21 protein-coding genes and 1 pseudogene are annotated in these 20843 nt (G+C 33.1%); 8 read left to right on the top strand and 14 right to left on the bottom strand.

All coding sequences use genetic code 11. From position 1 onward, the window contains the following. The first annotated feature begins 51 nt into the window (after nt 1–51). Complete coding sequence (locus BK049_RS11920; protein WP_071168607.1) at nt 52–1530, top strand: recombinase family protein; 1479 nt, start codon at nt 52–54, stop codon at nt 1528–1530. A gap of 1676 nt (nt 1531–3206) precedes the next feature. Further along, nucleotides 3207–4100 carry a hypothetical protein gene (locus BK049_RS11915; RefSeq protein WP_071168606.1) on the top strand — a complete coding sequence of 298 codons (894 nt, stop codon included), beginning with the start codon at nt 3207–3209 and terminating at the stop codon, nt 4098–4100. Here BK049_RS11915 and BK049_RS11910 read toward each other — a convergent pair. Together BK049_RS11910 and BK049_RS11905 are read right to left on the bottom strand one after the other, a co-directional pair. After that, the gene (locus BK049_RS11910) at nt 4077–5621 is read right to left on the bottom strand and encodes an Eco57I restriction-modification methylase domain-containing protein (RefSeq protein ID WP_083381121.1); all 1545 of its coding nucleotides are present in this window, start codon (nt 5619–5621) and stop codon (nt 4077–4079) included. The two genes, BK049_RS11915 and BK049_RS11910, sit on opposite strands and share 24 nt — an antisense overlap. A gap of 247 nt (nt 5622–5868) precedes the next feature. Next, nucleotides 5869–6477, bottom strand: coding sequence for a recombinase family protein (locus BK049_RS11905; RefSeq protein ID WP_071168605.1), 609 nt, complete (start codon nt 6475–6477; stop codon nt 5869–5871). Between the two features lie 337 nt (nt 6478–6814). Here BK049_RS11905 and BK049_RS11900 point away from each other — a divergent pair, with 337 nt between their 5' ends. Beyond that, a complete protein-coding gene (locus BK049_RS11900) occupies nt 6815–7090 on the top strand; it encodes a hypothetical protein (protein WP_071168604.1) in 276 nt (91 codons plus the stop codon). Nucleotides 7091–7953: 863 nt separating this feature from the next. Here the strand turns inward: BK049_RS11900 and BK049_RS11895 are convergent. From BK049_RS11895 to BK049_RS11870, 7 genes are read right to left on the bottom strand one after another with little or no spacing between them, the layout of a single operon-like run. Further along, nucleotides 7954–8238 carry a hypothetical protein gene (locus BK049_RS11895; protein WP_071168603.1) on the bottom strand — a complete coding sequence of 95 codons (285 nt, stop codon included), beginning with the start codon at nt 8236–8238 and terminating at the stop codon, nt 7954–7956. Then, on the bottom strand, nt 8238–8621 hold the full coding sequence (locus tag BK049_RS11890; protein WP_071168602.1) for an adenylate kinase: 384 nt from the start codon (nt 8619–8621) through the stop codon (nt 8238–8240). Before BK049_RS11890 ends, BK049_RS11895 begins: the two co-directional genes overlap by 1 nt. A gap of 16 nt (nt 8622–8637) precedes the next feature. Continuing rightward, nucleotides 8638–8856: a hypothetical protein gene (locus BK049_RS11885; RefSeq protein WP_071168601.1), complete on the bottom strand. Its 219-nt coding sequence runs from the start codon at nt 8854–8856 to the stop codon at nt 8638–8640. A gap of 37 nt (nt 8857–8893) precedes the next feature. Then, the gene (locus tag BK049_RS11880) at nt 8894–9199 is read right to left on the bottom strand and encodes a hypothetical protein (RefSeq protein ID WP_071168600.1); all 306 of its coding nucleotides are present in this window, start codon (nt 9197–9199) and stop codon (nt 8894–8896) included. Beyond that, nucleotides 9200–9829 (bottom strand): hypothetical protein, encoded by a 630-nt coding sequence (locus BK049_RS11875; protein WP_244887346.1) that lies wholly within the window; start codon nt 9827–9829, stop codon nt 9200–9202. Next, on the bottom strand, nt 9817–9948 hold the full coding sequence (locus BK049_RS20000) for a hypothetical protein (protein ID WP_280513601.1): 132 nt from the start codon (nt 9946–9948) through the stop codon (nt 9817–9819). Before BK049_RS20000 ends, BK049_RS11875 begins: the two co-directional genes overlap by 13 nt. Continuing rightward, on the bottom strand, nt 9948–10226 hold the full coding sequence (locus BK049_RS11870; RefSeq protein ID WP_071168599.1) for a helix-turn-helix domain-containing protein: 279 nt from the start codon (nt 10224–10226) through the stop codon (nt 9948–9950). Before BK049_RS11870 ends, BK049_RS20000 begins: the two co-directional genes overlap by 1 nt. A 301-nt stretch (nt 10227–10527) precedes the next feature. Between BK049_RS11870 and BK049_RS19995 the strand changes: the two genes are divergently transcribed. The 3 genes and pseudogenes from BK049_RS19995 to BK049_RS20130 all read left to right on the top strand — a co-directional run. Then, complete coding sequence (locus BK049_RS19995) at nt 10528–10650, top strand: hypothetical protein (RefSeq protein ID WP_280513600.1); 123 nt, start codon at nt 10528–10530, stop codon at nt 10648–10650. Nucleotides 10651–10790: 140 nt separating this feature from the next. Beyond that, on the top strand, nt 10791–10988 hold the full coding sequence (locus BK049_RS18930) for a transposase (protein ID WP_234884887.1): 198 nt from the start codon (nt 10791–10793) through the stop codon (nt 10986–10988). Between the two features lie 220 nt (nt 10989–11208). Further along, nucleotides 11209–11403: pseudogene (locus tag BK049_RS20130) on the top strand (IS3 family transposase); the annotation flags it as partial. Between the two features lie 425 nt (nt 11404–11828). Here BK049_RS20130 and BK049_RS11860 read toward each other — a convergent pair. The 4 genes from BK049_RS11860 to BK049_RS11845 all read right to left on the bottom strand — a co-directional run bounded on the left by BK049_RS11860 (nt 11829) and on the right by BK049_RS11845 (nt 16802). Then, nucleotides 11829–12209, bottom strand: a complete 381-nt coding sequence (locus tag BK049_RS11860) for a hypothetical protein (protein ID WP_008358323.1) — start codon at nt 12207–12209, stop codon at nt 11829–11831. Next, nucleotides 12193–12444 (bottom strand): hypothetical protein, encoded by a 252-nt coding sequence (locus BK049_RS11855; RefSeq protein WP_145939412.1) that lies wholly within the window; start codon nt 12442–12444, stop codon nt 12193–12195. The genes BK049_RS11860 and BK049_RS11855 overlap by 17 nt, the downstream gene beginning before the upstream one ends. Before the next feature lie 603 nt (nt 12445–13047). Further along, nucleotides 13048–14931 (bottom strand): ATP-dependent helicase, encoded by a 1884-nt coding sequence (locus tag BK049_RS11850; protein ID WP_071168597.1) that lies wholly within the window; start codon nt 14929–14931, stop codon nt 13048–13050. Continuing rightward, complete coding sequence (locus tag BK049_RS11845; protein WP_244887396.1) at nt 14916–16802, bottom strand: ATP-dependent nuclease; 1887 nt, start codon at nt 16800–16802, stop codon at nt 14916–14918. The genes BK049_RS11850 and BK049_RS11845 overlap by 16 nt, the downstream gene beginning before the upstream one ends. A gap of 2003 nt (nt 16803–18805) precedes the next feature. Between BK049_RS11845 and BK049_RS11840 the strand changes: the two genes are divergently transcribed. Further along, nucleotides 18806–19297 (top strand): hypothetical protein, encoded by a 492-nt coding sequence (locus BK049_RS11840; protein WP_071168595.1) that lies wholly within the window; start codon nt 18806–18808, stop codon nt 19295–19297. Between the two features lie 23 nt (nt 19298–19320). Continuing rightward, nucleotides 19321–19527 (top strand): hypothetical protein, encoded by a 207-nt coding sequence (locus BK049_RS11835; protein WP_071168594.1) that lies wholly within the window; start codon nt 19321–19323, stop codon nt 19525–19527. A 67-nt stretch (nt 19528–19594) separates the two neighbouring features. On the opposite strand, the gene BK049_RS11830 is transcribed toward BK049_RS11835, so the two are convergent. Next, nucleotides 19595–20748 (bottom strand): IS3 family transposase gene (locus BK049_RS11830; protein ID WP_145939411.1). Its coding sequence is split into 2 segments (ribosomal slippage): nt 19595–20475 and nt 20475–20748, totalling 1155 coding nucleotides; the frame shifts between segments, so codons are not numbered across the junction. Between the last annotated feature and the right edge of the window lie 95 nt (nt 20749–20843).

Below are 20843 nucleotides of genomic sequence, written 5' to 3'. Positions count from 1 at the left end.
GTTGTGTACGTGGTGATAACGTAATATAATTACCTCAGGAAGGTGATTATATTGCTATTTAACAACGAGAATATAAAACATGTAGCAGTGTATTTGCGTTTAAGTCGTGATGAAGAAAACTTAGGAATTGAACAAGTATTAGCCAACCATAGGCAAACTCTTATTGAATTATGTAATCAAAATAAATGGTCATATGAGTTATTTGAAGAGGTGGCTTCTAGTAGTACAATCATAAATCGTGAACAAATGGTTAAGTTGTTAGACCGAATTGAACAGGATTATTATGACGCTGTGGTTGTAATGGACATAGATAGACTGTCAAGAAACGAATATGACGCTAGTATAATAAAACGGATACTGTTTGAAACGGAAACTTACATAGTCACACCTTATCGAATGTACGATCTTACCAAAGACGATGACAGTTTATTATTAGGAATAACTAACCTAATTGCTAGTGGTGAATATAAACAAATATTAAAGCGTATGAGAAGGGGAAAAGAATACGCCCAAAAGCAAGGGCACTGGACAAATGGTATAGCACCATTAGGGTATACTAAAGACCCTAAAACAAAAAAACTTGTACCTAACGATCGTGCTGAGGATATTAAGTTTATCTTTTCCGAGATAGTGAAAGGTACAACTATACCAGACCTTATAAGACAGTTAGAGAAAATGGGGTTAAAGACAAGGGAAGGAAAATCCTTTCACTATAACAGCATTCTCAGAATAATTAACAATGAAGCTTATAAAGGAACAATAGTTAGCAATAAAACTATTGGTAAACATTCAAGTGAAATTAGACCTAAAGAAGAATGGATAATCGTTCATAATGCACACCCAGCAATTATTGACGAAAAAACATGGAATACAGCTAATAAAATTGTTAATGAATATTCTTTTAAAGCCCCTAGAAGTAAGAATAAAGTTTATCCAACAACTAGCCTAATTTATTGTGCGAATTGTGGAAAGGTGCAGGGTAATAACTATCATCCTCATATTGATAAATATTACATTAAACATTGTAAGTGTGGAAATAGAAGTTTTTACTATAATCCTGTTTTAGCCTTGATTAAGGAAGAAGTGTTGCAACATAAAGAAAGCCTTTTAAAGGCACTAGAAACGCTGGAAGAAGGTAAAGAGATAGATAACACTGAATACAAGAAAGAAAAGCTGATAAGCCAATTAAATAAGGCTAGAAGGGCATTAGAAAAGATCAATATTCTTTTTGAGGAAGATGAGATTGACATTGTTGTATATAGGGAAAGAAAAGCTAAAAGACAAGAAGAAATCAAGCTGATTGAAGAAGAGATATTGGCTTTAGAGAAGGAAGATAAATCAGCTAAAATTGACACCTTAAAGGAACAAATTAAATACATTGAAACCCTGGTTGAAAAGTGGCAATTCTTAGATGGAGAAGGGCTATCTGATGAACAGGTGAATCGACTGTTACATGGTTTAATAAGCGGAATATTGTGGTCATATAAAAAAGGTGCGGAAACTCCAACCTTGAATATAATTTTTAAGTAGGGATAATCACTATTGATTATTCCTTTTTTATATGCAAAAAAAATAACCCCCTAACAGCATAAAGCCATTAGAGGGATAAAGAAAAGATGATGCTAAATCACATTACTGTTCTGCTATGGTGCTAAAAGAAAAGGAAATACTGATCTATGTCAATCTATTCTAGTGCCACTGTTTATGGTGGCATAAGTTATATTAAATTTAGATAAGGTTATATTGCTTACGCCATGACATTCCGCTAACGCTTCATGCCATGCACTATTAAAGATAATCTATATTTATTATCTATATCATAGCTATCATAGATTAGATTATTTATTAGTTATTTTAGTATTGGTGCGAAGCACCCGAACGAAGTGAGGTATATCTTTTAATCTTTATTACTGTTATAGAGTTATTTATTATTTATTATCAGTTTTCTACAGTATATAGGGTGGCAAACACCTCACTTTACAGGCAGTTTTAAAAAATATTTTTAGTAATTTTTTGTAAAAAGCTGAAACCCTTGATACAACTGAGTTTATCACGTTCACGATTTAGACACATTTATAAAAAAGTTGGTGCTTAGAACCTGAGTGGATTTTTAGCTGCATTGTTAATCAGCCGAATAGGGATTATTAAATCAATTGTTAATCACACCGTTGTGACTTTACTTGTGATTATTAGATGGAATGAAGCCTTGAAAAATAAGGGCTTTTATAATTGTTGATCACATGTTATTTTAACGAATTAAAGCCCCTTGATATTACTGAGTTTCTAAGGAGGGTTAATCACAAGCTTAAAAAAATGCCCCTAAAAAGTGAAAAAGCCTAGCCCATTATAGGCTAAGCAGTTCCACCGCAAGGTTAATCAAAACCGTTGCCAGCCCGATAACCTCACTTGAAACCTTTATCTCAAAAGAGAATTTGATTTCCATTTGTTTCACCCTTTAGAATGGGTCGGATTACCGCCGAAGCAGAACCCAATTCTTTTCCAAAGTTATCTATTATTCTAATATTTTTCCTCACTAATGTAAATGGTTCGGGTTGATAAAAATGGAAATGGTTTGCTGTTTTTAGTTGAAAAGTGCTTTAGTCAAAATTATGCTTCCATGCCCTCTATAGACACCACCCCCCAAAACTTTTTTATGCACAATCCTAGTAATGTCACGCTTTTACGATATTTAGTGAAAGTAATAGTGATCACAGTTATGAAATAAGCACAATAGCCCCTTTTAAAAAAATTAGAAGGATAGTTCTTAAAATAGGAAAAAAAGAAAACCAGTCTTAGCTAGTCGTATTTCTTTTAGACCTTATAATGTTGCTTATAGTTATTCCTGTGTTAGTCAATTTATTTTTATTGCTATGCCCTTCTAACTGCATTAAAGCGTATCCTAGTTATTTCTTAGTAAACTTGTTGGTTAGTATCTTCCTTAATGACCACGCTGTTTAGTATTGCGTTATGTTTATAAATAGGTTTAATTTTTTCTAAGATCAACCAAAGACACAATAATTTCTATTTCACCAGTTTTAATCCATTCAATTTTATTAAACAGCAAAACAGGTTTGCAAAATGTTTTTAAATATAGTCGCCTTTGATATTTTATTAAATCAATTACGATATATCGTAATACATGGTTAAAGATGGGGAAATGTGATATTATTGAACTGTTTTACTTATAACAGAGGAGGAGAAAAGCCATGGGGGCAGAAAATCTAAAGTATACAAAACCAGAATTGTTAGAGTTATTTCGTACAGTTGGTTCAAGAATTTATGAAGAAATTAAAGGTAAGAAAACTCAGATCACCAAAATGAACACTGAGTTAAAAAAAGTAACTGAGGCGTTGGTTAAGCCTGTAGTTGAAGATATTGATCTTACGAACGAAGAACGTTTAGACAAAATTTTAATGGTATATTATTGTTCCTATATTGTAATGATTGAGTTTAGAAATAGGATGAGACCCTATGAGTACATGGACTTCACTCGGAGAGTTGGGGAACTATGGGAACCATTTTGTAAACTTTGCTGGAAGTATTCCTCAGAAGAAGGTATTGCAGATATTATTCCCCCAACTTTTGATGAAGCAAAGGTACAATTATTAACTGATTTAAATACCTTTATTGAAACAACTTCTCTTACAGAGGAACAAACCCAAGAACTAAACAGATATTTAGAACTTATGTGGGAACTTATCGCTTCTGGGGAAATCAAATTAGAAAGTGATCTTCATTTTGAAAAAGATGGGGTTAAATATAACGTTGATTTTAAAAGTGGATTTAACTCAAATGAAAAGGGGAATACGAACAGGTTGTTAATGGTTGGAAGTATTTACAAAAAACTAGACCCTTCATATGAAAACTTGTTATTGGTTAGGGCAGAAGAAAGTGAAAACAACCACTATCTTCAAACCCTAAAAAATTCTACTCAATGGAATGTTTTTTGTGGCCAAGAAACTTACGATAAGATAGAAGAACTAACTGGCTTTCCTTTAAAAAGTTGGATTAAACATAATATTGATTGGGAAAATGATTTAGATATCGAAACAATCAACTATCTAAGAGAAAATAGATTAAACCAATATCTCCGTTGGTAATTCTTTTGCTGCATATAGTTTATTAAAAATTGTATTTATTTCTGATTGAATTTCTTTATTAACTGTATTTGTTTTTTCTATGTGACTTATCATTTGTTCTACCAATGAATTAACATGATCGATTTCCTTTTCATTAGATGGAAGAACAACAGGCACTTTTTTAAGGTAATTTGCAGAATTATTTGCCGTATGGTTAATCGTTTGTATTATAGTGTTTACTATATCGGAGTTTAGTAAAGCTAAAAGATAATACAGATATTTTTCTTCTTTTGGGAAGATCCCAACAACTGATTGATCAAAAACTTGATTGTTTATTAAATTAGCTTTAATTTTTCTCGATTTAACCATCGGCACTGCAATACCTTTTCTGAAATAGTATCTTGAATTTTGTAATCGTGCTTTTTTATCAGTCTTATAATGATGTAAAGCTTCTTTACTCCAATCAATAAACCATTCATTTTTTCTATGGTACATTTCTGCATTTCCTTTAGTTACAGGGATAAAGTGTTTTTCACCCTCAATTCCTTCAAGTAAGTTATCGTATTTAAGATAATCATATTCGATTTTATTTTCATCAACAACGTCACATTTTGTTGGGTTTTTAACCTGTGAATTTAATGCTTTAAAATAAGCTTTATTATTGCCTGTATAGATTCCAGTTACACAATCTGCAACATCACCTAATGTCATTTTGGGATTGTTAATTAGGTTCCTTATTTCACTTCCAGCTTTTATTAAAAACGCCATATCTACTGATTCAAAGATTTCCCTTTGTGGAATATCCACAACATTATATTTTTCTAAATTGGTTTTATTGGTAATATCTTCAATATCAGATACCTTCTTTAAATCACTAATAATCCTTACAGTATTGTTTAAAGCGTGTTCCTTATCTGTTTTTTCCACAGTTATTATGGTTAAATTAGAGTACCCAAAATTAACACCAGGGAAAAACTTAGAAGGAAACATTAGGATTTCATGTATTTTTGTATTCAGCAAGATGTACTCTCTTAATTTATTATGCATATGAAGGTTTAAAAAGGTATCGGGAATGATAAAAGTTAATTTCCCATTTTCCTTTAATAACGAAATACAGCGTAGAAGAAACAATGCATAAGTTTCTTTAACATAGAACCCTTTATAGATATTTTTTAAATTGGCACGTTTGTCGTAATCTTGCCATGCACCGTAGGGGGGATTCCCGATAACCCTGTCATAATAACCATTCATAAATACTTTCATATCGAGGTCTAGGTCAAGTAATGTATCAGATTCTATAATCTGAATGTTTTCATTATTGCTATATTTAGCATTTAGGACTTTTATCGCTTCTGGGTTTAAGTCATATGCTGTAATGTCTGTCATAGGGTGTTTCTTTAATATAGCGTCTATGAAAACACCATCACCAGCAGAAGGTTCAAGTACCAAATGATTTTCATTTAAGTCCAACATTTTCACCATATAATCTGTTATGTATTCAGACTTAGTATAGTAGGAACTATATAGGTTTTTTTCTTCCATAGTAAATTTACTCTCCTTTATATTGCTTATGGACAACTTATGTTCATCATAAGTCAACCATAAGATTAAGTCAACTGAAACAGAATAATTTAGTAGAAAAATAATCTCTTATATAATTCTCAAATGTATTAAATTTGAAGTAAGGTTGTTTATATTTAGGTTTTATTTTTGAAGTCAACAATATCTGTTTTATTTTCTGTCTAATATAAGTTTAAAATTATTGGATAAAAAAAGAGGCTAACACCTGTTATAGTGTCGCCTCGTATTCCTTCACCTTTTTATAGAATGTTGCCTTTTTCATTTCAATAGCTTCCATAAATGTCACAGCTGTAATTTCCCCAGCTTTCCACTGTTTGTATAGCTTAGTCCATTCCTTAGGCAATTCTAAAGACGGTCTACCTAAATGTTTACCTTTAGTCTTTGCCACAGCAATTCCTTCCGCTTGTCGCTGCTTAATAGTCTCACGTTCCTGTTCAGCCATTGAAGTATAAACCTCGATAATAATATTGTTAATCATATCTATAACCCATTCTTGCCCTGCTGGAACGTCTTGCATAGTTGTTGGAAGGTCTATGATCTTCACTCTAATGCCCTCATTCTTGAACTGTTCTAAATAGGTCTTTATTTGGTGTTTGTTACGTCCTAACCGGTCAATAGATTTTATGTAAAGAGTGTCACCTTTTCTCATAGCTTTAAGTAGGTTCTGAAAGCCCTCACGATCCATATCCTTACCGCTTGCCTTGTCTGAATAGATATATCTTTCATCAGTTACATAGCCCTTTAAAGCCTCATATTGACGGTCTAAATTCTGTTCCTTAGTTGATACTCGAATATAGCCAAAGTTAATTTCTGTCATAGTTGATAACCACCGTTAATATTGTTTGATAGTTTAACTATATACTTTTCGTCCATAAAGGTCAATTTAATTTTAGACGTATATAAAGGTTTATTTTTAAATTATATAGACTATTTTTAGCCATTTATAAAAACTGTCTACAATGGTGTACCTTTGTAGACTGTATTTTTAAAAGTTAAGGTAAGGTAATTTTCGTTGAAATAAACTAACTTAAAATGAGGCAAAGATTTTATCTTATCACATTAAATTTATTGTTGTAAATAAAAATATTTACATTACTTTGTGGATCTGATAAATTTACTTGTAAATGATAGGAATGGAAGTGTTTTGTGGGTTTATGCAAAAGATATTTAATGTAAATTGTAATCTAGATATAGAAGAAAAGCAGAAGTTTGATGAACTAATGGAAAAATACAAGAAGCAATCTTTAGGTAAACTTTATCAGGCTGATCTTTTAAGAGAATGTATTAGATTTACATACGAAAATTCAGGTAAGATAGAGGAATTTAAAAAAGAAATTTTTAGATTAAATGAAACTGTAATTAAACAACAAGAGGAACTAATTGAAAAGAATAATATGATTGAAAATGCCCTCCAAAGTCTCCAACAGTAAAGGTATAATTTTTTTTACATAGTCAATCAAAACCCATCATTATTGATTGATCACTAACAGCAACGCAAGAATAAGGGGTGGCGGTCTATCAAAAGTGTCAATCAAAATAAAGGGGTGTACAGGGTCTAATAATAGGGGGAAAGGGTGTTAAATATATAGCCCCAGTGACACCGCATATAAGCCCTATATAGTACTTATCAGGATAGAAGGGCAACTGGAAGGCACAGCACAGCCCACAGAATAGAGGCAACAGCAAAGGCAAAGAGAACAGCGAGAAAATGCGAACAACAAGACAACAGACAAAACGAATGAAGAAACAATAAATAGAAAAGAAAAGAACAAAACAATGAATAGTAATCTATCCTATCAGCAGGGATATAAGGTAAGCCACAAAGACAGATACAGCAAGGCATAGGGGGTCTATACAGGGGAAGGGGCATGTGTATAGGGCTGGTCTGGTGGTTGCAAAATATACACCATATTTTCAAAACTTTTTATGGTAAATAGTGGGTGTTCCTACAAGCAATTCTAACGCAATTAACTTTTCCTACATAGGTACTTACCTTATAATTTAGAAATAGGAGGCGTATAGATTGAGTGATAAACCTATGAAACCTGAAACTGTAGACGAGATACTAGAAAAGGTAACGTTAATTCAAACTAAACTAAATGACTTTAGAAATGATATGAATGACTTTAGAAACGAAATGAGGCTACAGTTTAGTGATCTTAACAAGAGATTAGATAAGCTATCAGAACGGTAGGGGTGTCCTTAAGGTTTTGGGGGTTTAAAATATGCTTAGCAGCGAGAAAAAATTTTGGGAGATTTTTTCAAAACTTTTTAGGCACAAAAAAGATAGGGCTTAGATCAGCCCCAATCTTTTACATTCCTTTATTTTTTCTGTTCTAGTAACATCTGCTAAAATAGTGCATTGTTCATCCAAGTATAGTTTATTTTCCTCAGATTTAATTCGTAGGAACTTATCATTAAAGATCATTTTCTGCCAGTAAACAGAACCGTCTGCAAAAATGGCTTTACAGTTTTGAACAGTGGGCTTTACATAAAAATAAATGGCTTTTTTGCTACCCTCGTCAGTTGTAGGAAGGTTCATAAAGTTAGTGTACCGATCATTAGTATACTGTGCCATTAGATCAGCCCCTCTTTATTAAAGTAATCCATAACAAGCACAAGTGGTATATCTAACTCTTTAGCTATTTCTTTTGGTGTGTAATCATTGATAACCATTTCATAAAATCGTTCGCTAGTGGCTTTAGACGAATTCTTTTTCCTCTTATTCCTTGATGAACTAACAATTTGAAACCTCTCACCATTTATGTCGCCATAAGGATAATTACATTTATGTTGCTGGTGTTCCTTGCCTATCATGTGGTTAGGTTTACCAAAGAATTTCAGCCCACATTTATCACACTGAAAGACTAATGTAGCATGTTCACTTACATAGCTTGTCAAAGGCTTTACAGCACCTTTATAAACCTCATTTAATTTAGCTTCAAATTCTGTTCTATTCATTATGTTAGTCCTCCATTTACCTGTTAAAAGTGTAGCTAGAAGGCAATTTTTCAACCTTTACACGTAAGGCAATGGTTTTACCTTCACTGTCAGTTTCCATATGAGAATTTGACGCTATAGCCTCGTTTTTTAACCTATTGATATGCTTAGGAACAGTGGTGTAAATATCCCATAGCCGAGTTGAAGGTTCGTATATCATAACAGTTTCCTGTTCGTCTTTTTCGTAATATGCCATTGATCTATTTCTCCTTAAATAAAAAGATCATCAGCGATTATTCGCCAGTGACCTCTTTTGTAATTTGTTTAGCTTGTTCAACCTTTTCAGCACGTTCTTTTTCTTTTGCTTCAATCTCTTTAATAAGACGTTCCTTAACACCACTATCAGCCATACGACTAAGCATAGCTTCACCAACAGCCTTATCATTGATAGGAGATTTTTCTGTATAGTTACTAGCTTCATTTTGTAAAGCTAGTCCATATTGCATAGTTAGTACAGGGGGAAGTCCTTTCAAAACTTCCGTATTTCCTTTTTTTAATTCTGATAAGATTTCTTGTTTAACAATACTAGCTAAATTCATTTATTCCACGTCCATTTCTTTAGGTTCTTTTAGTCCATGTGGCAAGTTACCACGACAAGCAGAGAATACTTCATTCTTAGAAACAACACTGTTCTCAAACCAGCTAAATGAAGGTACATAGTTCTCGTAAGTGTATGCGTAGGCTAAACGTGGGTACTGTTCCAGTACGCCTTTATCCTGAAATACCTCGTCAATTTCAGGGGCAATTTCACGATATTGTTCTTGCATTTGTCTACCAATTTCACTGATCTCTTTAAGCATTAAATAGCGATATTTTTCAGCTATCTTTGTTGCGTTATATTCTTGAATATCTGCTTTGCCTAATGCTTCACGATATTTAGGAACATATTCTAGCTTTAATGCTGTACGTTCTTCCTCTAGTTCCTCCAAAAGAGTATCTATAATTTCAGCTTTAGAAACGATCTCTTTGTTTCTAATCTTTAAATAAACACGTTCAGAAACAGGGGCATTTTCCTGTTCAAGCATATTCATTGTCATTTCTTGTTGTAATGCTTCAAGATCAGCTTTTAGTTCTTTTTCTTGTTCAGCTAATTCCTCAGCCTTTGCTTTATATTCCTCCACAACCTTCTTAGCTTCTGTAAATAGTTCCTTTACTTTTATTTTTGCCATGCTTCCATACCTCCGTTAATAGCTGTATTTTGTGTAACCATTTCCTTTTCTTTTAACACCACAAGCCCTTTAGCAGACATAGCCACTTCTATAGCTAACAGTAATGTGACAATTAGCATTACTTGTAACCCCGCCTTTCCTTTTGTTCAATGATATTTCTGATAGACATGAGTTCAATATTACTAATCCGTAAACGCTTGATAGCGTCTTTTAATTTCTCATGGTAATAAGGCGTAAAGTCTAACAGTCCTTTTTCTAACTTTGCTATTGTACTTTGATCAACACCCATAAAATAACTAAATTCTCCCTGAGTTTTATTTCTAGCGTGTCTAATGTATTTGATATACCTGTGGTCATATTCCATGTTGTACGGTAATCGAGAATTAACTGTATACATCGTTTTCACCTCACTAATTTTTTTTAGTTCCTAAAATAGGAACTTGAAAGCCAAATAAAAAAGGCAAGGCATAAAGCCTCACCTTAGCTACAGGAGACATGTCTATTCTAATCCGTTGGAAACCCTCTAAGGATTTCCCTACTATTAGGTACATGACAGCCCCCCTAAAATCAGGGTATTTTAAAAAGATTTTTAAAAGTTTATATGTGAATGTCCTATTCCAGTCGTTATTTGCAAGTGCCTGTTTGTAAGGGCTTAGTTTATTTAGCCTTTAACATTCATATTAAGGGGAACTGGCATAATGGCGAAAAAAACTTCTAAAAAGAAACCTGTCTCAATTACTGTAAGGGTATTTAATGAACCTTCTAATGAAGCTATCATAAATTCAGCAAAGATATTAAAGACTTTAGGCACTCATGCTTAGAGTCTTTTTTTATTTTTTTTAAAAATTATCCCTAAAAACAGGACTATAGATAGTGTAAAAAGCACAAGGGGATTTTTTATGGTGAGAAAAGGACAACAATTTCAACATGATTCGAAAGAATTTAAAAAAAAGCTGTCAAAATGTATGAAGAAGGAAACAAAAGTTATCAGTCATTATCTGAAGAATTAGGTATTAGAAGTTCCACTCAGTTAAAAAGTTGGGTCAGAAAATATCGTGAGGGACAATCTTTTGAAGATCAAAGAGGTACATCAGTCAATCCGTTTAGGGGTCGTCCTAAGTCCATATTTAAAAGTGTAGAGAAGAGAGAGATTACTTAAAGGCACAGGTAGAATACTTAAAAAAGCGTTACCCAAATCTTCACGGGGAGGACGGATTTTAAAGAATGTGCGGTTTGAAACTGTTCACAAATTAAAAAGCTTTTTTCCGTTGACATGGCTCGTCTGTATCGACAAAGTATCACGATCGGGGTACTATAAATGGCGTAAGAATTAAAAGATTCGAATGGAACGACAGCTGAAATAACAAACCCTAAAAGAACACATCATGGCCATTCATCATTCAAGACCCTTCTATGGCTATCCTCGGGTGACAATCACTTTAAAGAAAGAAGGATTTCACATCAACCATAAGCTTGTCTACAGGTTGATGAAAGAGATGACGATCCAATCAATCAATCATTCGAAAAAAGCGTCGGTATTTCGGAAGACAAGCTTCAGTTATCCATCCAAATAGATTAAACCGAAAATTTAAAACCAATCAATTCAATCAGTTATATGTGACTGATATTACCTATATCGCTTGCCAGCATCAATTCTATTATCTTTCAGCTATACAAGATCTATATAACAATGAAATCGTCGCATGGAAACTGTCAACATATTTAAAGGTCACTCTAATTGGCCGATAGAATGATATAACGATACAAATCATTCTGATAATCACTTATTCGTAAATAACTTATCAATCATGCTTATAGCAACAAAACAAATTGGAAATGCAATGAAAATGAACAGAACATTTTTAGGTACAAACATATTGTAATAATACAAAAATACACTCATAAATAAAATCATCACAGCATACTTCATCATCCTCTTCACAACATTCCTCCTAATATATATCTACCCAACCATTATTAGGGTGCTTATCCCTCTTATCTAACTGTTTAGCAATTTGAGTTCCGATATCCAAATAATTAAAGCAATTGCAACAGCAACACCAATAGAGATCGCTAATTTTTTAGCTCCCCACGCCTTTAATCTACTTGTCACAGTTTTAGTAAATATTCTTTTAGCTTCCGCTTTACCTTTTTTAATAATAAATGATTGTATAACACCTACACCACCCCCAACAGCAAAACCAATCACTGCATTGAAAACTGCACCTGCAAATCTAACAGAGACACCGACCTTTATACCTGATGATTTTTTCTTTTTAGCAGCTTGAATTTCTTTCACCCCAAAAGAAGAAACAAATACATCTTTAGCAAATGCAAAATCATCATTTTCTTCTAGTGTTGCATCATTTATTCCCTCCACTAACTCTTTTTGTGCGTGCTGCAGTCAAATCATTATATGTATCAGAATATTTATCAAAGAAATTTGTTAATTCTTGTTTAAATATTTCCTTCTCATTTACATTTGAAAGCTCTGTTTGTTCTTCTACTATTTTATTAAAAAGTTGCTTCTCATCTTTCGTCATTTCATCTATTGACAGCATATTTTTAACCTCTTCTTCAAGATCGAAATCCTCAGATAAAACCTTCTTACTCAATCGAACATCTTTTGAATTTATGCCCTCTACTGTTTCACAGACTAAAACTCCCTCTAAAACGGGCTGTTTCTCATTATCTGACTCTGTCTCTGCGAAACTAGTTAAAGTCGATAATGAACTAATTGTAAAAAAGAATGACTGTTAAAATTGAAACTTTTTTTAAAAATTAGACTCTATAGAATTAGGCATAACGTCCTTAATACCTATAAATAAGCATCTGAATATGAATAGAAATTTAGATTATAGAATAAAAAAAAGACACTGAAAATAGCGTCATTTTTTATTGAAATATGTGACATTTATAAAGAAATAAAAAGAATTATCAACTAATCCTTAAGTGTAAGCAATCGTTAAAAAAATATACCATAACAGTATCAAAAGTTTCAAAACCTTGATTGTGACATTGAACCATATCTTTGCCAAGTAGAGAGGCATATTATTGCCAAAGTGTTGATATGTTTACATTGAAATCTGTCTAATAAGTAAACTCAATAAAAATTAAAGATAAGGAGTTGAATTCTTATCTCTAATCGGCTATTTTTTCACTCTAGGCAAGTATATGATTACAAAAATATACCTTTAGAAAAAATTTGATTCAAATCATCATACGTAATTCTCTATATCCATTTTCTTTATAAATCTAGACGGGTATTGGTACTTTATACTTCCCCATGGCATGAGTTTATATTGAGGATACGTTACATAACAAACCCTTCTTGCTCTAGTGAGTGCTACGAACATATTATTTAGCTCCTCATTTAACTCCTTAACGCTATTAGCTCTATAATCAGGAAAAGTTCCTTCATTCATACCCACTAAAAATACTACATCATACTCTAACCCTTTTGACATATGAACTGTCAATAATGAGACACCTGAATTATCATGTGTTTGTGTCTTACCTAGAGATACTTGATTTCTAAAATGTGACAAGTTTCTTTGTCCAGTAACAGATTGACTACAGTACTTTTTCCAGTGCTCTCTCCACATTTCTATATCTTTTTGGATTAAGTATTGCTCTTCTTCTACTGATTCTTCATGCGTAACATCATTTTTCACTAAATACTCGGCTATAATATTTAACGCTTTAGAAAATTTTTCTTCGTCCTCTAGTAAAATCTTCCATGCTAGTTTAACACTTTTAAAAATTGCATTATCTGCAAGACCAACCCTATCACTGTCCACCTCAAGCAACATTTCTAAATAACTAACTTCAACAGAAGAACGATATTCATCTTTATACTTTACCAGCCCAAGGATTTGATTAAAATGAACATTGTCATAAGGATTAATGATAACTCTTAATCCCGCTTCAAATATCTTTATCGCAAGTGATTCACTTTCAATACTTCTAGATATAGCCCCTTGATTAACTGGAATATTATCCGATTCCAAAGTTTCTTTTACTATAGATAATACATATCTATTCCTTGCTATTACAGCAATGTTCTCATAGTTTATTTTGGTATCGATCCATTCATTCCCGTTAGTAATTAAATTATGAATCTTACTTAGTATCCACGATGCCTCCTGTTGTTCATTATTAAACTTACGAACCATTAATTCACCCTCAAGCGGATAAACTGCACTACTATCGACATCCGCTTGGAGTTTTTTAGCAGCATCTATAATTTTTCTAGTAGATCTAAAATTCTCGACCAATTTAAATTCGGTCGGACAAAAATCTTTTATAAAATCATTTGTCATAAAATCACTATCCGAGCCATTAAAACCATAAATTGATTGCGCTGGATCTCCAACCATCATAAGATTTTCAAAGTCTTTACATAACGCTCGTATAACTTTATATTGAGCTTCATTTAAATCTTGAGCCTCATCTACAAAAATATACTTATATAGCCTTGTATAAGTTTTTGCAATTTGTGGTCTTTCAACGAAAATTCTATAAGCGTAAAAAAGGATATCATCAAAATCTAGGGCTCTTTGTGAGAGCATCATATTATTATAAGCCTCGTATACTTTAGCAAATTTAACTTCATTTTCATCAATTGAATCCAATAATACTTCAGGAGAAATGAAGTTTTGCTTATAGTTACTGATTTGTGTTAAATATTTTTTTAGTACATTTCCTTTACCACCAGCTCTTAACTCTGGTATTTCATTCGCTACTCTTTTCATAATTTCTAGTTTATCTGATTCTGCCTCAAATAAGACTAAGCCACTTGGCAACCCTATTAAGTTCCCCCGATTCATTACAACATCAAGACAAAAACTATGGATAGTTCCAACAAGGACGTTATCATTTAATTCATCATCTATGGTTTGTTCAATTCTTTCAGATATTTCCTCAGCAGCCTTGTTACTAAAAGTAAGTGCTAATATCTTCTTTTTACCTATATTCATTAGATTTGTTATTCTTTCAGTTAAAACACGGGTTTTACCGCTTCCAGGCCCCGCAATAACAAGAAGAGCTCCATTAACATGTTTAACGATTTCAAGTTGTCTATCAGTTAAAGGGAATGCCATTTTATATTTGTTACCTCCTCTGCTTCTTTGATTTTAAGATCATCATTTATATTCATAAGTAACTCTTCGATCATTGGAGGTATTCTATCTACTTCTCTGTTTTCTATTATGACATCTGCAATTATAGAAGAATAAGCTGTCTTGTTATCATGAATACAATCAAGTAATGCTTGCTTTCTTCCTTCTTCATCACTATAGTCTCGTGATGAACTTTTGAAAATATTCTGATTACATTTTCCACAGATTTCTTTAGTTTTTCTTGGTTTAGTGGCACTCTTATCCTTTAATTCAATATATCTATCCAAGAATCCTTCTCCCTGTATTTCATCCATAGCTAGAGATACTTCTTTATTATAGCCTGTCTCTATTAAATATTTCTCAAAATCATTTCCGTCCGGTAAAAACTTAACCCTAGGGCGAATCGCTTGCCCTTCTTCTTTTCCATAAACCTTTTCAATGACTTTTTCGAGACTCCTTACCGTTTGTTCTTCCCCATCACTGAACACATATGCCTTGATTTTTAAATCCTTAGCGATTCTCAAAAAAGGCTGATACTTTTCACCACTGCCTCCTACACTTATAATATTGATTCCTGCTTCAAAAGCCTCGCAGCCGAAATATTCTCTAAAAAAGGCTGGTAAAGCCTGCTCTTCTGTTTCTCCTTCACAGAGAATCATTGCATTAGCAAAAAGTAAATCTCCCCTGGATTTAAATATTTCTAATTTAATTTTTCTAAGCTCTTTCTGGTCTAAGTTGTCAATATTAACAGAGTTAATCGAAGAGAATCCATTGACTTTTGATATGTGTCTTATATTTTTAATATCCACTTGCCCAACTATCATAGGAGAATGTGTACTGACAATCTTTTGACCAGATAAACTATTAATTTGTTGATATATTTTTCTTTGAGCTTGAGGGTGTAGATGCGCTTCTGGTTCTTCTAACAATATAATAGGGTGGTAAGGAACTTCTTCCTTACTCATTTCATCAGTTCTCCATGAGATATACGCTACCACTGTTAAAAACGTAATCCAGCTTCTTGTGCCCATACCATGGCTTGAAATAGGAAATCTTTCTGAATAATCATCTTTAAATGTCAAATCAATCCCTCTATTTAAGTCCCTAACTTTTCTGGATACTGGGTTTATTTTTATACTGGAGTCTTGCGTATTTACTGTTCTTGAGATTTTACTAAGATTGTCTGTTAAATGTTTTAAAATTGGGCTCTTCATAGTAATCTCGTTATTGATTCTATCTAAGGTATCTTCAATATTCTCAATTTCATCACTATCTAATCCAACATCTCTTACTAATCTCCCCCAGTAGGAATTCCTATCTTTCATTTCTACAGATATATCCCTTTTAGCATCCATGTAGAATACCGGAAGCGCTTGAAGAACTTTCTCCGTTATTCGACTTCTCTTGTAGTCTTTATATGTTTCTACCGCTTCACTGGCCGGCCAGTCAATAAGTGCCTTTTTTTCAATATCATATTCACCTTTTAATGGATTAAAGGAAATTAGTACTCTCATAGCAAAAAATTGGTTTAATGTCACAGGGTCCTCACTTCTTAACTCCCCTAAATGATCAAGCCACTTTTCGTCAAACTCATAGGTCTCTTCATCATTTTTCTCAGTTGGACAGAGTAAAACGTCAATGATTGCCTTTCTATTTCTAGGTAATACTTCATTAGATTCCACATAAATATCTTCATCACTAACCCTGATTCCCCTTATAAAAGCAAGCTGTACTGCTTGTAAAAGGGTAGTTTTCCCTACGTTATTTGCTCCGATCAACACACAGTTATCCGATAAATTAATGTCTGCAGATTTATACGACCTGTAGTTCCTAAGCCGTATCTCTTTTATCATTACTCCCAAGTATTACATCTCCCTTATTAATATTCTCTATTCTATTGTTACATATTTTCCCATGTTAATCCACATAATTCTAAAGTGTGCTAATTCAAAATAAATAAAAGATACACCTTCTTAACGCTCGTATAGTAGGTATTAAAAAGAATAGAAAATTACAGATGTAAATAGTACAACCTACTCACTAAAATAATAGATAGACTGTTAATTTTTTTCGCTTTTCCTCTCTCCTACTTGGTCCCGCTTTGGATTCTTATGTCCCGGGCTTTGTATTCTTTTGGATTTGTGCTCTTTTTGATGTTCTCCATTCCTAAAGATAGGTTGAATCCCTATATAAAAGGATGCATCTAAAAACTTCTAAAAGTCAACAATACCTACGAACAGGCTAAATAGTAAAAAGAGAGACGAAAACTATCGTCTCTCTTTTAATATATGATTTACAGATGTAATAATATTTATAAATTGAAATATATGTTTACGAGAAGTAAATTGAAGTATATCTTTGCCTAAGCGGCAAAAATATACTTCAAGCCACATTGATACGACTGCATTCTAGAAGTTTTGATGGAGACGGTGGGAGTCTATTAGATTGATTTTGTATGTTTGTAATATTCATTAGATACGTTGACTATTCAATGTTTTGTTTATTATTAACCGAGTAGAATAAAACAATATTTTTAAGTTTTTGATGCCAAAATGATGCCAATCCCATTCTATTTTAAACCTGATTACTAAAAAACAACTCGGTCAATTTTGAACAGCTCATTAAAATTAATGAACACACATAAGTATTGCATTTTAAAATTAATCACAATTTAGAAATTCAAACAAATTTTTATTATTAATTATATGTCCTTGACAATTAATTCAAAAATGCTATTATGAATTTGTGCAGAGTACGACTTGAAGATTGCTTGATGCAGTTTAATGCGTACAAAAGTTTTAAATAGTTCAAAGAACGTTTAACCACATTTTTTAATTAAGTCGTTAATTAAGATCCATTGTTAAACGTACTCTGTTACTTCAAATAACCGGTTTTAAATTCTTTCTTGTTCAGATCAAACGGAACAATCCTTGTATCTGAAATTCTTGGTTTTTAAGTGAAAAAAAAGAAGCGGGGGTAGGAGCCTGCTTCTTTTTTTTATTTAAGTTAGCATATTTGCTTAAATTTTGGATATAAATAATAGTGGCTCAAATTTCTCCCGGTTAGATACAAGCCTGTTGTCTTGTAATAATATGTGGAAGTTAGGTAGGAGAATCCACATATCCGGTTCTAACGAAAATGGCCACTCTTTGATGTTTAGTCTTTAACCGGCAAAAGCTATTTTAGATGAATCTCACATATTCTAATTGAATATGTTCCACAGAAATCCAACAATCCAACAAAAGTGCTTTACTGCGGAAACAGCGAAGCGGGCTAATCGCCATCTTTTGTAAAATCTCTCTAATCTAGCCTTTCTTTTTGCTTCTTTAAACTCTTTTCTTGTAATCATTAATCCAAGTCATTCCCTTCTTAGTTTTTTAAGTGAATGGCTTGTATCATGATTACTCAACTATTGAATTATAACAGAAAAAACCACTTTTATAATAGTCTTTTCATGTAAATTAAGTTATTTCAATTAAACTTTTCCACTTATATTCTGTTGTTTCTAATCTTCTAAGGCTTCTTCCCTGGTTTTCTGTTTATTAAATCCATAAATGCACCTTGTTACAAGTAAGGAAACAATATCAAATCCTCTAAGACGTGGTAGATTTAAATGTCCCCATCAATAGATGAACATGTAAGGGTGTGAATAACCAGTATCTAGAAAAGAATTGATGTGGGATAAAGAAAAGAAGGAATAACGGTACAAATAAAAAGCAATTCACAGTCTCGTCACAAATGACGGGACTTTTAATTAGTCTATTTTTACCAATTTTATAAAAAGTATGGAAAATAAAACCTGTTAATTGTTACCATACGAGTGTAGGACAATACTTTTAGGGGGAGGATGTTTAGTATGAACGGTTTATTGCGCAAGCTAAATGTAAAACTTACACTTGTATTAACACTTATTGTGACTCTTGGAATCACTTCTGCTTTTGGTCAGGCATCAGCCAAAGAACAATGGGACCCTCAAAAGCAACAAAGAATTGCACAGGCTATTTTCGAAGCTGCTGCATACAATGAATTAGATAAAACTTTTTCCTTTGATGAATCAAAAGTTATCAATGCTGGTTTACCAAAGGATATTGCATTAGAAATCAAAAATCATTTAGAGTCATTGGGCAGCAGTGATGCTGAAAAAGTATATCAAGATCAATTAGTCGCAAAACAAAAAGGTGAAGTAACAACTATGGTTGCTCCTTTATTGATATGGGCAGCTAAGGTATTGGCTGGCGCAGGTCTAGCATGGTTAGCCAAAAAACTCCTAGACATGGGCGGCCACGAATTTTGTAAACGATACAAAAACAAGAACAAAACAACTAAGTACGTTTGTAAATTCCTTTAATTTAATGAAAGGAAGTGGTTTAATTGAGAAAAACAAATTGGTTTTTAAATGTGTTTATTACAGCGCTAATCTCTTTTGTAATTCAGTCAGGATTAAGCAACTTAGGTGTAATTAACATGTCCAATATTTGGGCTGACCTAGTTAGTTGGACTATCATCTTCTTTGTCGTCTTCATTGGCGTTGAAGCATCTTCTAGAACGATCAATAAAATGAAGCATCGAACTGAATAAAGACAAACAAAAAAGCCCCTCCAATTTGGGACTGACCCCCGTTTTTGAGACAGGGATCAAAACACCTTTACGAAACAGCCAGTTGCCGAAACTCTTTTGGTGACTGGCTGTTTAATTTCAATTGAATTCGGATATTGTTATAATAATCAATATACTCCCTGACTGTTTTTTCTACAATGGCTGTTGTAGTGTTTGTCAGGTGGTGGAGATAAAATCCTTCTGATTTTAAACTTGAGTGGAAGGATTCGATGGGGGCATTATCAGCGGGCATTCCCTTACGGGACATGCTCATGGTAATGCCTTTTTCCTTTATCTCCTTTTGATAAGCATAAGAAGTGTAGACCGAACCTTGATCACTATGAAGTACGCAGCCTTTAGGCAGTGTCTTTAACTGCTTCAATGTATCTAAAACAAGAGAAACATCCTGTTTATCACCAATCGTATAAGCCACAATCTCACTTGTATATAAATCTTTTATGCTGGATAGATAAAGCATTTTTTGCCCAAATGGCAAATACGTGATATCTGTCACCAGTTTTTCAAGTGGCTTGGTCGCAGAAAAATCTCGTTTTAAGTGATTTTCTGCAATGTAATAGGGTTGACCGGTCTGTTTACGCTTTTTCACTTTCACACGACACTGCAAACCGTAGGTTTGCATCATTCGTTGTACTCTCTTATGGTTGATCTTCATTTCTTTGCGTAGAAGAGCCGTTATTTTACGATACCCATACGTATACTTGTGCAACTTACAAAGTGTTGAAATAAGCTTGATTAACCCATGTTGCTTTGAGTGATGATGATCTTGTTTTTTCCAACGATAAAATGTTGATTTAGCCACTTCAAATAGCTGACAGAATTCACTGACACTCACTTTATCTTTTACCGTTTCGTAGATCGACACGAGTGCTTCTTTCTCCACCACCTTTCCCATTCTCGGTACTTTTTTAATATGTCTATTTGTTGATTTAGATAGCGATTTTCTGTTTTCAATCTCTCGTTTTCATCTTGGTATTCAGGTCCTTTACCGTATGAATACTGCTTTCCAACAGGTTGATGAAACCGGTGGGTTTCACCATTGTGATACCACTTCATCCAAGTTTTCACTTGTGTTTTATTCTTAATTCCTAGCTTGTCCATGATTTCTTTTGTTGAGACTCCTGCCAACTTCATCTGAACCGCCTCTTCTTTTACACTTGCGGGGTAACTGACTCTTGTTCCCATACAAAAAACACCTCCAAATTGTTTTCAGATATGATATACCCGATTTTCAACTTAAAGGTGTTTTTATTTGTCTCACTTTATGGGGTCAGTCCCTT

Origin of the sequence: Bacillus xiamenensis (assembly GCF_001857925.1) — a bacterium.
Lineage (GTDB): Bacteria > Bacillota > Bacilli > Bacillales > Bacillaceae > Bacillus > Bacillus xiamenensis.
This window is presented reverse-complemented; position numbering and strand designations above follow the sequence as displayed.